This is a genomic window from Pseudomonas sp. E141, from assembly GCF_052659885.1.
Genome location: NZ_CP084024.1, coordinates 2,408,652 through 2,421,402, shown reverse-complemented (window position 1 = coordinate 2,421,402; position 12,751 = coordinate 2,408,652). Strand labels below are relative to the sequence as shown.

Annotated in this window: 8 protein-coding genes; 4 read left to right on the top strand and 4 right to left on the bottom strand. The window is 61.9% G+C overall.

Annotated elements, in window-relative coordinates:
• Positions 1–5: 5 nt before the first annotated feature.
• Positions 6–1,568, bottom strand: coding sequence for a L,D-transpeptidase family protein (locus GKKCFE_RS10915; RefSeq protein WP_445577827.1), 1,563 nt, complete (start codon positions 1,566–1,568; stop codon positions 6–8).
• A 180-nt stretch (positions 1,569–1,748) separates the two neighbouring features.
• On the opposite strand from GKKCFE_RS10915, the gene GKKCFE_RS10910 reads away from it, so the two are divergent.
• Positions 1,749–2,411, top strand: a complete 663-nt coding sequence (locus GKKCFE_RS10910) for a murein L,D-transpeptidase catalytic domain family protein (protein WP_047226636.1) — start codon at positions 1,749–1,751, stop codon at positions 2,409–2,411.
• A gap of 213 nt (positions 2,412–2,624) precedes the next feature.
• Complete coding sequence (locus GKKCFE_RS10905; protein ID WP_139050345.1) at positions 2,625–3,578, top strand: class I SAM-dependent methyltransferase; 954 nt, start codon at positions 2,625–2,627, stop codon at positions 3,576–3,578.
• A gap of 88 nt (positions 3,579–3,666) precedes the next feature.
• On the opposite strand, the gene GKKCFE_RS10900 is transcribed toward GKKCFE_RS10905, so the two are convergent.
• The 3 genes from GKKCFE_RS10900 to GKKCFE_RS10890 form a co-directional block, all read right to left on the bottom strand.
• Positions 3,667–8,769: a dermonecrotic toxin domain-containing protein gene (locus tag GKKCFE_RS10900; RefSeq protein WP_445577826.1), complete on the bottom strand. Its 5,103-nt coding sequence runs from the start codon at positions 8,767–8,769 to the stop codon at positions 3,667–3,669.
• Positions 8,770–8,949: 180 nt separating this feature from the next.
• A complete protein-coding gene (locus GKKCFE_RS10895; protein ID WP_188251694.1) occupies positions 8,950–9,552 on the bottom strand; it encodes a LysE family translocator in 603 nt (200 codons plus the stop codon).
• 53 nt (positions 9,553–9,605) lie between these two features.
• Positions 9,606–10,442 (bottom strand): AraC family ligand binding domain-containing protein, encoded by an 837-nt coding sequence (locus tag GKKCFE_RS10890; RefSeq protein ID WP_445577825.1) that lies wholly within the window; start codon positions 10,440–10,442, stop codon positions 9,606–9,608.
• Between the two features lie 216 nt (positions 10,443–10,658).
• Between GKKCFE_RS10890 and GKKCFE_RS10885 the strand changes: the two genes are divergently transcribed.
• A complete protein-coding gene (locus GKKCFE_RS10885) occupies positions 10,659–11,735 on the top strand; it encodes an aromatic ring-hydroxylating oxygenase subunit alpha (protein WP_047226530.1) in 1,077 nt (358 codons plus the stop codon).
• On the top strand, positions 11,732–12,682 hold the full coding sequence (locus tag GKKCFE_RS10880) for a PDR/VanB family oxidoreductase (RefSeq protein WP_047226531.1): 951 nt from the start codon (positions 11,732–11,734) through the stop codon (positions 12,680–12,682). The genes GKKCFE_RS10885 and GKKCFE_RS10880 overlap by 4 nt, the downstream gene beginning before the upstream one ends.
• Positions 12,683–12,751: the final 69 nt, after the last annotated feature.

Sequence of the window (12,751 nt, the reverse complement as noted above, 5' to 3'; positions counted from 1 at the left end):
CGCCATCAGAGCACGCTGCCCTTGGCCGCGGAGAGGACCTGATCACGCTTGTAGATATCCGGGATGTACACCGCCTGCCCCTGGCTGTCGGCTTGCACTGTCCAGTAGCCCAACAGAATCGGCACCGGCCTGGCCAGCCTGAACTCATGAGTCAGCCCGCTGGCCAGCAGCGTGTCGGTGCGCAGACGTTCAGCCGGGCTCACCAACCAGTCACGCAACTGCATGGCCTGTTCGACTCGCACACACCCCGAACTGAACGCCCGCGGTTCCTTGCTGAACAGTGACTGGTTGGGCGTGTCATGCAGGTACACGGAAAATGGGTTGGGGAAGCGGATCGCCATTTTACCCAGTGGGTTTTGCGGACCGGGGTCCTGACGCAGCATGAGGCCGCCGGGATGCTCCCAATCGATGTCCTGGGCCAGTAACGGCAAGCCATCGCGATCGATCACCCTCAGGTTGTGTCGACTCAAGAACTCTGGGTCACGACGAATCTCAGGCAGTTTGTCTTCACGCATGATAGTCGGGGGGATGGTCCAGGTCGGGTTGAGTGTCAGTCGTGTCACTCGGGACTTGAGCAATGGTGTTTCCCGGTCCGCGCGGCCCACTTGGGTGCGGGTTTGCCAGACCGCTGCGCCGTCCTGGTAGACCGTCAACCGGGCCGCCGCCACATTGACCAGTACGCTGTCCGGCTCCAGGTCCCGGGCCAGCCAGCGCATGCGCTCCAGATTGACGCGCAACTGCTCGCGCCGCATGAACGGGCTGATGTTCAGCTCCGTCACCGTCCATGGCCCCACTACCCCATCGGCTTGCAGCGAATGGTGAAGCTGGAAGCTTTTCATCGCTGCCACCAGGTCGGGGTTGTAGTGATCGTCGATGATCACGGGGGGCGCGCTGAAATAGCCTTCGCTGAACAATCGCTGGGCCAGGGCCGGTACGCGGGCGTCCCGCTTGTCCGGGTGCAACAACGGGCCGCCGGGCACCGGTTGCCATTCGGGCAAGGGCTGTTGCCGTTGCCGGGCGTAAAGTTCACGCAAGTTGCGATACAGCGCCAGGCTCGGCCGGGCCTGCTCAAAGGCCTCGTCCAAGTCCTGCAGGCCCGACCCGGCAATGGCCAACACCTCGGCCTGACGATCCTGCGGCAGCGGGTCGGCCTTCCACACCGGCTCCAGGCGGTCCTGAGGCAGGTAGCCGAAACGCAGCTCATACAGCGCTTGCAAGTAGCGCTGACTGATGGCGATGTCTACACAATGGGGGTCTTGGGCGGTTTCTTCTGCGGGCAAGCTGTAGCGTGCCGGGTCCAGTCCGTCGTCGGCCAGTTGCTGCAACTGTGCCTGCAACGCCATCCGCCGCTCATCGTCCGACCAGACGTCCTGGCCTGCGTTTTGCTCGTAGAACGCCTGCAAACTCATCATCGTCGGAAAGTCGACGCCTGCGGCCAGCTCGGGACAGTTGACCGACAGCTGGGCCAAGGTGGTTTGCACCAATGCCGGATCGCTTTGCTCGGCTGTTGCGACCAATGGCGCAGTGAGCAATAAAAGGCTCAGGTAACATGCGGACTTTTTGAACAACTGCTTTACTCCAATCCATGGCCGTCCCGTTGACGGTCAACTTTGCGACAGGTACGACCCGCCATCATGCAAACAAACCAAATCGGACGGGATGCCGCAAACAAACACCACCGTGGGAATTTTCCATCTTCAGCAAGCCTCTTGCGCCGACTCTGCCTGGTCATCACCGGCCTTGGCGTGATGTGCAGCCCGGCGCTGGCCGACAAAGGAAATTCTCAGCCGCTTTACAACAGCCTCACCCACGCGGCGCCGGAACTCAATCCCCAAGCGCTCAAAAGTGCCTTGAGCGCCATGCAATGCGCTGTCGCCAACGGCGCTCGCCCAGCCCGCCACCTGGCGGTCATCGACTACTCGCAACCTTCCACGGCCCGTCGCCTGTGGATCTTCGACCTGCGCCAGAAGAAGCTGGTATTGCGCGACCTGGTGGCCCACGGGCAAAAATCCGGGGAAAACTTCGCCACGCAGTTCTCCAATCGCCTGGGCAGTTTCCAGTCGAGCCTGGGACTGTTTCGCACTCAGGAAAGTTATCAGGGCGCCCATGGATACTCGTTGCGCATGGACGGTCTGGAGCCGGGCTTCAATGACCTGGCCCGCGACCGCGCGATCGTGATCCACGCCGCCGATTATGTGAACCCGTTGTGGAGCGTGCGTCAGGGGCGCATCGGCCGCAGCCTGGGCTGCCCTGCCGTCCGCCCGCAGGTGGCGCGCAAGGTGATCGACAAACTTAAAGACGGGCAATTCATGTTTTCCTGGTACCCGGACCCGAGCTGGCTCAAGCGTTCGGCCTACCTCAACTGCCAGCCGCAACAGGTTGCGAGCATTTTGGCTACTAGCGGCAGTTAGGTAGCACCTTTGTGGCGAGGGGATTTAGCGAAACGTCGCACCGCCCCGCTGGGCTGCGAAGCAGCCCCAATGCAGCAGACTCCATCTTCCTGGCACACCGAGTTGGCAGGCAGGGCTGCTTTGCAGCCAGCGGGGATAAATCCCCTCGCCACAGATTGCACCTGCTGAAAGGCTGGTTAAAATGCCGGCCTTTCGCATTGCTGGCCTTGTCCGATGAACCCTGAAGCCCTTCAAACCCTGCAGACCCATTTACTGACGGCCCTGACCTCGGTGCCGGAAGAAACCCGGCGCCTGTTCCATGGCCGCGGTCGCTGCTGGCCGGGGTTGGAGCAGATCACCGTCGACTGGCTGCAAGGGGTGATGCTGGTTTCGTTGTTCAAGCAGCCTGAGCCGACGCAGTTGGACGATCTGATGTCCATGCTGCTCGCCCTCACCGTTACCCCGGCCTGGCAACAGAGCAAGGCCCATACGCTGGCCGTGCAACACCGTTACCTTCCCGACAGCCTTACCCAGTGGCTGGTGGGTGAGGCTCTGGACGAATGGACCTTGGTCGAAGGCGGCTTGCGCTATCGAATCGACCTGGGCAAGAAGCAGAACAACGGTCTTTTCCTCGACATGCGCTACGGCCGCGACTGGGTTCGCGCCAACGCCAGCGGCAAGCGAGTGTTGAATCTGTTCGCCTACACCTGCGGTTTTTCCGTGGCAGCCATCGCCGGCGGTGCACAGCATGTGGTCAACCTGGACATGTCGCGCGCGGCCTTGAGTCGTGGCCGCGACAACCATCGCCTGAACGGCCATGACCTGAGCCAGGTGAGTTTTCTTGGCCACGACTTGTTCAAGTCATGGGGCAAGGTGATCAACAGCGGCCCTTATGACCTGGTCATCATCGATCCCCCTACCTTTCAGAAAGGCAGCTTCCTGCTGACCAAGGACTATCAGCGAGTCCTGCGGCGCTTGCCGGAACTGTTGTGCGCCACTGGCACGGTCCTGGCCTGCAGCAACGACCCGGCCACCGGCCCGGACTTCCTCATCGACGGCGTCACCCGCGAAGCGCCTGGCCTGAAGTTCGTGGAACGCCTGGCCAATCCCCCGGAGTTTCCCGACGCGGATATGGAGTGCGGCTTGAAGGCATTGGTGTTCACCCGCGACGATGGCTGCGCCGTGTAACGATGCCTGATGCGCCCCTTTGCAAGGGCGCTGTGGCGAGGGGATTTACGCCCTCGCCACAGCTTCGCGGCAGGTGTGCCGGCACAGGTTATTGCGGTCGCAGCGACCACCAAGGGGTGACCAGGCCAGTGGTTATCCGATGCACCATGGCCTCGACTTCCCGGCTCTTGACCGAACGGTAGATCGCCATGGTGCGCCGCAACTGGTCTTCGGTGAGCGTCACCGGCTCGCCTGCGGCCCAGTTCACATCCGCTACGGCCTCGAGCCTCACCCGATACCACATCGTCCCGGTGGGCTGCGTGATTGACTCCAGGGCACTGGGCAGGTCGGCGTCCGGTTGCGCCAGGTTATCCAGCAATACCTGCGGCCAATGGGAGGGATCCACCGGCTCGCTGAAGGCATCCACCAGGTTTTCCTCCACCGTGTCCCAGATGGCCAGGCCGTCGAGCCAATCGCGAGACATCAACCCCAGATACGGGCGCCAGGCCTGTTCCCCTACGCGGGGCGTTTGATCATTGCTGTTGAATGTGTCCTGTGCGTCACTGAGCCAGTTGATGAAACCCTCACGGGTCATCGCGGCCCGGCGTTGCACAAGCTCGGGATATCGGCCGCTTAACACCTGGCCCCAATAGTCATAATGGTTGGTCAGAAACCTCGCAAAGTGTATGCCCTGGGGTTCGAGGCGGGCACGCTGAACCGAACCGAACATGAGGAAATGCAGCTCCAACTCGGCAACGTCTGGTGTTTGCCTGTCCAGAACCCGCGCTTGCAAGCGGGTACGCAGTTGGGCCAATTGCTGGTCGAAATCTGCGATACGCCCCGACAGCTCGGTATAAAGGTCGGGGTAGCCAGTGTAGTACTGCAGGATACCGGCAGCCCTCTGACGATCTCCCAGGGCCAGGCCGCCTGGTTGATCGGCGTCTGCGTCACGGATGGCGCCGCAGAACCAATCGATGAAGCGTCGCCCTCCGGCATCGTCGCGAGCCACTTCCAATGCACTCTTGAGGTCGGGGAAGTCACGGAGCCAGTCATCGACGGTGTAGCGAAAGGCCTCGGGGTCCAATGCGCGAAGGGCGCGGATCTGGGCGCTGGGCAGTGGATTATCTTCGAGCCAGAGCCCAAGGGTGTTCGTCTTCGGCATGTTGCCAAGGGCAGGAATCAGATCATCCTGGATGTTGCTGATGCGATTGCCCTTGAGGTCGAGGAAGATCGGATCGGATGAAGGCCTGGCCAACAGTGCCAGGGCCAATGCCGGTACCCGATCGAGCCCCGCGTTGGCCAGCTCCAGCTCCTTGAGGTGCGCAAGCTCCGGCAGATTGGGTAATTCCCGGCAGTTGTTACCGCTCAAGCGCAGGTCCTCAAGGGCCGTGGCGGTACGCAAGAATGCACTTCCCTGTTCATCCAGGCGAAGGCCACAACGAACCAGGTCCAGCGCTTGCAATCCTGGTAAAGCGGTGATGGCCTCCAGCTCCTGGGGGGTGAAATGCAAGTTGTCGGACCAGACGAGTTCACGCAGGGACGGCAACTCAGCCAGGCGGCCGATGGCCGCGACCATATTGGCACTGGCCACGGGGTCCGAGCCACTGCTCACCTCGGACAGCTGCAGCTCTCGCAAACCAGTAGCACGGTCGGCGCCGATCAAGGGGGCAAAGGTGTCCGCATTCATATTGAGCGGATTTCTGCCCAATGACAGCTCCTCCAGAGAGCGAAACTCACCCGCCGCTACCGGCACGGCGGTGAGCTCATTGCCATGCAGGCGCAGCGTATCGATATTGGGAAACAACCTCAGGAAATTCGAAGGGTCTTCGCTCAGCCCCAGATGAGCCAACGTCAGCTCTTCAATATGCTCGAAACGTGCGCTGATGGGAGGAAGCCGGCCGATGTTCAACCCCGACAGACGTAGAGTCAGCTCGCTATCCTCCCTGAGCGGATCGGGCTCACGGCGCCAGGCGCGACGGATCTCCTGCGCCACCTCCCTGCGCATGGCGATGGTATCTGCACGGGTATATTCGCTCTCGACGGGGTGATGAACCCCCTCATGGACCTCCCACTGACGCAGGCCTTCGTCCAGCGTTGCCCAATCGTTGCTCAACCGGGTCACCAGGGTGTCCAGGCTGATGCCTTCGCGCCTGGCCTGATCGGCCAGGCTACGCTGAAGCCTGGCCAGCGATTCCCCGGCATAGTAGGGAAACAGGCGTTCAAGACGCCCTTCCACACGGTGGCGCCAGCCCTGCAAAGGAAGTTTCCCGCGCCCACTGAGCGGATAACCCAGGCGTCCGTTCTGCCATTGCAGGGCAGCTGCGTCGTTGCCCGTGCGTTTGAGCGACAGGTACGTACGCAGCCTCTGGCGATCGCCAAGGGCTTGCTCCATCAGCACCTTGCGAAGGGTGGTCGACGCCCAGATGTTCAAGCCGAGCGCGTTGCGGGCCTCATCCGGCATCGCTCTGAGCAGCGCCTCTTCGAGGCTCGAATCCCCAGCCAGCTCATTTCCCCTTTCGTCGAAGGGATGGTATTTCCCGTCGTCCTGGCGGATGACTTTCAAGGGGCCGTTCTCTCCCACCTCGAGCGGAGCCAACAACTTGTCCGACAACAGCCGCAGGTGCAACCGGCCTTGCAGTTGCGGCGCATTGCCAAGTAGGCCCATGACAATGCGATCCCGGTCCGCGCTGCTTTCACCCCGCTCAAGATCGCGCAAGGCTCGAGTCAGGCGCAGCTCAGTCAGGGCTTCTACGCATTGTTTACCCAGGCGTCCCGTCACCCGGCCTGCTTGCAGCCGCACCCGGTCCTGGCCCTGAGACTGCCGGGCAAGCTCGTTGGCGATGGATTCAGGCAGCCCGGAAAAAGCCCGAACTATCGGAGCGGCCAACGGATCGAGCCGGGTGGACGAGGCCATGCCAGCCGTCACCTGCGTAGCATTGCGCTCAAGATAATCGGCCCAACGGCTGGCCAACAACCGACTGCTTTCCACCGGGCGTAGGCCGATAGAACTCTGCCCCAGCAGCACGCGCTGTTCGTCCGCGCGAAGGCCGGCCAGGATACGCTCCGCCCAGGCATGATGCTCCAGGTCCGCTTTGTCCAGATCGAGAAAACGCGTGGTGGCCCTGTCGCCCACGGAGTGAACCTGCTCGCCATCGTGCAAGCGTAGCTTCATGTCCGCAGGCCAACCGGGCAAATCCACAAGGGTTTGGGTGACTTGAATGTGCGCGCTCCCGGGTGCTTCACCCGCGCGCAAGCGTCCAACGGTCTGCTGCACCCATTGCCAGTTGCGTGCCTCAGCGAGGGCATCGGCGAATATGGCCGGCATTGGCTGCCCGCCAACTTGCAGGTAGCGCAGATGCGCCTCGCTGATACCGACCTGCTGCTGTACGGCCAGGAGCATAGCTTCGTCCAGTTCGGCGGGCGTCTCGACAAAGTTGCGCAGCAACTCCAGATTGCTTCGCTGCAAGGGATTGCGGTGCGCCCATTGCCAGCCACGCGCGCGACTCCACTCCAGAGGCGGGGTCACGCCTCGGTGACCGGCAGGCAGGCGCAGCCCCAGGGCCTCGCCGGTGCCTTGCACCTCGAAATAACGACCATCGATCCGCACCCACGCCTCGTCTGGCGTACGCCAGACACCCCAGGCGTCCTGTTCGGCCTCCACGGGCGGCAAGCGCCGCGCCTGGAAGGGCGTGACATCGCCATTCCACAGCCGCGTCGTGCCGTCATGCACGGGCATGGGTTCAACGGTCCCGCCGATGAAACCCAGATAGGCACCTTGGGCGACCCCGAACAGCACGTTGAAGATGTGATTGATGCCTTCTTGCGCGTGGCCTTCGTTGAGCGCCTGGATACCTTCAAAGAACTCATACACCAGGCGCACCCCGCCCACCGCCGCCGCAGCCATCCCCATGGGAGCGCAGAACGGAATGAAGCTGACAGCCAGCATCAGTGAACGCTCGGCAAGGCCTTCCCAATACTCCAGGCGTGCCAGCAATGCCTGCCAGTCCTGGTCCCGGGTCGAGATCATCAGCGCCGAGGCATTGCTCAGGGTATGGGTGCGCCATTCGTGATAGCGATCATTCCAGTGATCCTCGCGAACATCGCTAAGGGTCCAGGGGACATGGGGAACAGGCACCCGAATGCGCCGGGGATTACCCTCCTCGCCAAGCTCACCTTCGCGCCAACCCACAATACGCGCGTGGATTTCCTGGAAAAGGTTGAGGTTGTCTTTTATCTCCCACTCCACTTGGTCATGCAGGGCCTCACCTAAGCGGGCCTGCAAGCGTACCGGCAGGTAACGCATCAGGCTCTGGCGGTAACTGCGTTTGCGCACCAGTTCGGTCAGCTTTGCGGCCATGGCCTGCAGGCTGGGAAATTGCCTGATCGGGGCCACCACGTCATAGGGCAGGTGCAAGACGACCGGGCGAACGCCTTTTGCGTCCCCTTTCAGCCCCCAATACACCCGTGCGCCGAACAACGGCGCAGACAGCACCTCCAGGCCCTTGACCTCACACGCCAGGGAAGCCACCGGACGATCTTCGAGCCGCACCCCGACATAGGCCAACAGTCGCTCGCCGGTGTCGTCCAGGCGTCCATCCAGCTTCGCCTCGTACGCGTCATAGGCGAGCAGACTGCGCGCGTAGGCCTTATAGGCGTCAGCCACGACAGGAACCTCGTCGCCGATAGGCGGCAGGCGCTGCTTGAGCAGACGCTGGTAGGCACCGCCCACATCCACCTGCCGACAGACTCGGGCAAAACTGGCAGGGGTCGTGGGCAATGCCGTGGTGTCTGACGGCGCGCCCCAACGGTAAAACTCTCCAGGCTTGCCCTTGATGAAAAGCTCGCCGGTTTTATCGAAAGAACTGCCGGTGGCCGCATCAGCAGGAGAAAAGTTGCGCATGGCGGCCTCCACCACCGACAGAGAGGGGCCGAAGTGCTCGCGCCTGACCCTTGCCCGCCGTACTGCGTCGCAAACACTGCCGCGGCCATTGATCGGGCGCCAGGCCTGCATGGGCGGCTGAGCCTGTAGCAAATCGAGTGTGAAGGGTTCCGGCGCTGGCAGGTCGATAAGCCGTGCGTTCAGCGCATCGCTGTCGCGCTGCAATTGCTGGGCAAGGACCTTGAAACGCTCTTGGCGGTGGCGCGAGGCTTGTTTCAACCAGGCCGGTAGCCTGGCCTGGATGAAATCGATATGGGAATCGACAGTGGACATGATGGACCTCCTTCCTTGGGGTCGATTAAGCATCTGAAATTTTGAAATACGCTAAGCCGGGGCGTGGGCGATCCTCTCCAAAATGAGCTTGTTTTTAAACCGCCCAACCGTTGCAAGGGGTTGCAGGTTCCATGGCCAGTCGCTGACAGGTCTGCATCAGATGCTTGCGCCTGATCAGGATCACACCACCAACGTCAACCACGCCGACATCAGCAACAACACCGCCATGATCCGATTGAACCGCCCCATGGCCACAGTGGATCGGCAGAATCTGGCGGCGCCGAGGCCCAGATACGCCCAGGCGGTCATGCATGGGATCGAAATCGCGAAGAACGCCAGGGACAGCCAGAGCACCCGCACGGTGCGGTCGGCCTCGGTGCCGGTGAAGACGCTGACCACCGCCAATGCCATCATCCAGGTCTTGGGATTGACCAACTGCAAACCGGCCGCCCCCGCCAAGCCAAGACGCGGACCCTCAATGGGTCGTTCAGGGTCGATGGCCTGGACTGGCGTGCTGAATATTTGCCAGGCCATCCAGCTCAACCAGGCAATTCCGGCCCATGACAGCAAAGTCTGGAGCGTTGTATGACGGGCCAGCACATCGCCCAATCCGGTGCCCACCAACAACACCAACAAGGCTGCGGCGGCGCAGGCGCCAAGGATAATTGGCAAGGTGGTCGCCAGGCCAAAGCGCGAGCTGTGGCTCAGCACCAGGATATTGGTCGGGCCCGGGGTGATGGAGGCAACAAAGGCGAACAAGGCGAACGGCAGCAACTGGTCCATGGAGCAACATCTCGGTGAATGATCGTAGCCTGATCATCCCCACCCAACCGCGCTCAGTCTGGAACGTTTGAGCAACGCTTGCGGTAGTCCGCCGGGCTCAGGCGATAGGCGCGCTGGAACCAGCGACCCAAATGACTCTGGTCGGCAAACCCGAGTTTCGCCGCCACCGCCACCGCGCTTTCGCCACGGGCCAGCAAGCGCCGGGCCCCGGCCAGGCGCAACTGGATCAGATAGGCATGGGGGGCGAGACCGAACGCGGCCTTGAACGCCCGGGTCAGGCGAAAACGGTCCACCCCGGTGACCCGTGCCAGGTCATCCAGCCCGATGTCTTCACTCAGATGACTGTGCAGATAATCACGGGCCTGCTGCGCCACCAATGGCAGGCGCGGATCGGGATTGATCCGCGCACGCCAGTGCAGGTGCTGGGTCAGGTTGGCCAGCAAGGTGTCGAGGGCCGTCTGGCGCACGATGCGCATCTCCTGCTGATGCAAACTCTGGAACGCCATGGCCGTGGCGCTCGCCAGCCGCGCATCGTCGGCCAGGGTGGCGGCAAATCCCAGCTGTGCATTATCCGGAGCCATGTCGAACAACGACCGCAGTTCGCGCTCCAGCCACTGTGGCTCAAGGTACAACGTGCGATAGGTGAAACCGCTGGCGTGGGGCGCGTTGCCGTCATGCAACTCGCCAGGCTCGAGCAGAAACACCTTGCCCGGCGTGCTGTTGTGCTGCTGGCGGCGACAATGGAACTGCTGCACGCCCTGTTCGGTCACGCCCACCAGATAGGCGTCGTGCCAATGGGGATCGTAGGCATGCCCCTCGAAATGCGCGCGCACGGTCTCGATGCCGGACGTGGCGTCCTGCTTGAGATCGATCCAGTTGCGCGTTGTCATGGGCAGTCTCGTTTTGTGTATCAGCACGAGCAGGTTAACCGCTGGCGGCGAGGGTGTCTGGAAGATTTGTGCAGTTTTGTTTTCGTCGAAAACGAAGCAAATGGATCCATTAAAGACTGCCAACCGTCTACCAGGACACCAAAAATATTGACAACCGAAATAGTTAAGAGAGTTAATGGATCCATAAGCACAACAACATCAGCCCGGAGATCCGTCATGTATCCCAAGAACACCTGGTACGTTGCCTGCACCCCCGATGAAATCGCTGACAAACCTCTGGGCCGCCAGATCTGCGGCGAGAAGATGGTTTTCTACCGTGGGCATGAAGGCAAGGTCGCGGCCGTCGAGGACTTCTGCCCTCATCGCGGCGCCCCGCTCTCTTTGGGTTATGTCGAAAACGGTAACCTGGTGTGCGGCTATCACGGGCTGGTGATGGGGTGCGATGGCAAGACCGTCGAAATGCCCGGGCAACGGGTCCGGGGATTCCCTTGCAACAAGACGTTTGCGGTGCAGGAGCGTCATGGGTTTATCTGGGTCTGGCCCGGTGACCAGGCCTTGGCTGACCCGACGCTGATTCATCATCTTGAATGGGCCGAAAGTGACGAGTGGGCTTACGGCGGCGGTCTGTTCCATATCCAGTGCGATTACCGCCTGATGATCGACAACCTGATGGACCTGACCCACGAAACCTACGTGCACGCCTCCAGCATCGGCCAGAAGGAAATCGACGAGGCGCCGCCGGTGACCACGGTCGAAGGTGACGAAGTGGTCACCGCCCGGCACATGGAAAACATCATGGCCCCGCCCTTCTGGCGCATGGCCTTGCGCGGCAACAACCTGGCCGACGACGTGCCGGTGGACCGCTGGCAGATCTGCCGTTTCACCCCGCCCAGCCACGTCCTGATCGAAGTCGGCGTGGCCCATGCCGGCAACGGCGGGTATCACGCCGCGCCGCAGTTCAAGGCGTCCAGCATCGTGGTGGACTTCATCACCCCGGAAACCGAGACATCCATCTGGTACTTCTGGGGCATGGCCCGGCACTTCCAGCCCCAGGACGAAGCGCTGACCGCCAGCATTCGCGAAGGCCAGGGCAAGATTTTCAGCGAAGACCTGGAGATGCTCGAACGCCAGCAGCGCAACCTGCTGGATCACCCGCAACGCAGCCTGCTCAAGCTCAATATCGATGCCGGCGGCGTGCAGTCGCGTCGAGTGCTGGATCGTTGGATTGCCCGTGAGCGCGAGCCACAAGCGGGATTGATTGCCAGCACCCATCAGGGAGAGCAGCGAGCATGATTGAAGTCCAGGTCACGGCGCGACACAACGAAGCCCAGGACATTTGCAGCTACGAGCTGACGAGTGTCGACGGCCAGCCTTTACCGGCGTTCACCGCCGGTGCCCATATCGACGTACACCTGCCCAACGGCATGATTCGTCAGTATTCGCTGTGCAATCATCCCGAGGAACGGCATCGCTACCTCATCGGGGTGCTCAAGGATGCCGCGTCCCGAGGCGGTTCGCGCAATTTGCATGAACAGATTCTGCCAGGCGCGCGCTTGCTGATCAGCGAACCGCGCAACCTGTTCCCCCTCGCCCCCGAGGCTCGACGCAGCCTGCTGTTTGCCGGCGGTATCGGTATTACGCCGATCCTGTGCATGGCCGAACACCTAGCCCAGAGCGGTGCGGCGTTCGAGCTGCATTACTGCGCCAGGTCCAGGGAGCGTGCAGCCTTTATCGAACGCTTGCGCCAATCGCCTTATGCCGACCGGGTGTTTCTGCATTTCGATGAAGAGCCTGCAACCATGCTGGACGCTGCCAGGGTCCTGGCCGCCCCCAGTGAGGATCTGCACCTCTATGTGTGCGGTCCCGGTGGCTTCATGCAGCATGTCCTCGACACCGCCAAGGTTCAGGGCTGGCGGGAAAGCTGTGTGCACCGCGAGTACTTTGCCGCTGCGCCCACCGACACCCGCTCGGACGGCAGCTTCTCGGTGAAAGTCGCCAGCAGCGGCCAGGTCTTCGAAGTACCCGCCGACCGAAGCGTGGTCCAGGTGCTGGAAAGCCATGGCATCGAGATTCCGATCTCCTGCGAACAGGGCGTGTGCGGCACCTGCCTGACGCGTGTGCTGGAAGGTGTGCCGGAGCACCGGGATATGTTTTTGACCGAGGCTGAACAGGCTTGCAACGACCAGTTCACGCCGTGCTGCTCCCGCTCGAAGACGCCACTTCTGGTGTTGGATATCTGACCCAATACCCTGAGGGAAGAGCTTTGTGGGAGCAAAGCTTGCTCGCGATGACGGCGACTCAGTCAGCAT

Bases quoted from the DNA above. Each gene is read 5' to 3' on its own strand.
- GKKCFE_RS10910 (WP_047226636.1), top strand. From the start codon at position 1,749: ATGTGCAGCCCGGCGCTGGCCGACAAAGGAAATTCTCAGCCGCTTTAC.
- GKKCFE_RS10905 (WP_139050345.1), top strand. From the start codon at position 2,625: ATGAACCCTGAAGCCCTTCAAACCCTGCAGACCCATTTACTGACGGCC.
- GKKCFE_RS10900 (WP_445577826.1), bottom strand. From the start codon at position 8,769: ATGTCCACTGTCGATTCCCATATCGATTTCATCCAGGCCAGGCTACCG.
- GKKCFE_RS10895 (WP_188251694.1), bottom strand. From the start codon at position 9,552: ATGGACCAGTTGCTGCCGTTCGCCTTGTTCGCCTTTGTTGCCTCCATC.
- GKKCFE_RS10890 (WP_445577825.1), bottom strand. From the start codon at position 10,442: ATGACAACGCGCAACTGGATCGATCTCAAGCAGGACGCCACGTCCGGC.
- GKKCFE_RS10885 (WP_047226530.1), top strand. From the start codon at position 10,659: ATGTATCCCAAGAACACCTGGTACGTTGCCTGCACCCCCGATGAAATC.
- GKKCFE_RS10880 (WP_047226531.1), top strand. From the start codon at position 11,732: ATGATTGAAGTCCAGGTCACGGCGCGACACAACGAAGCCCAGGACATT.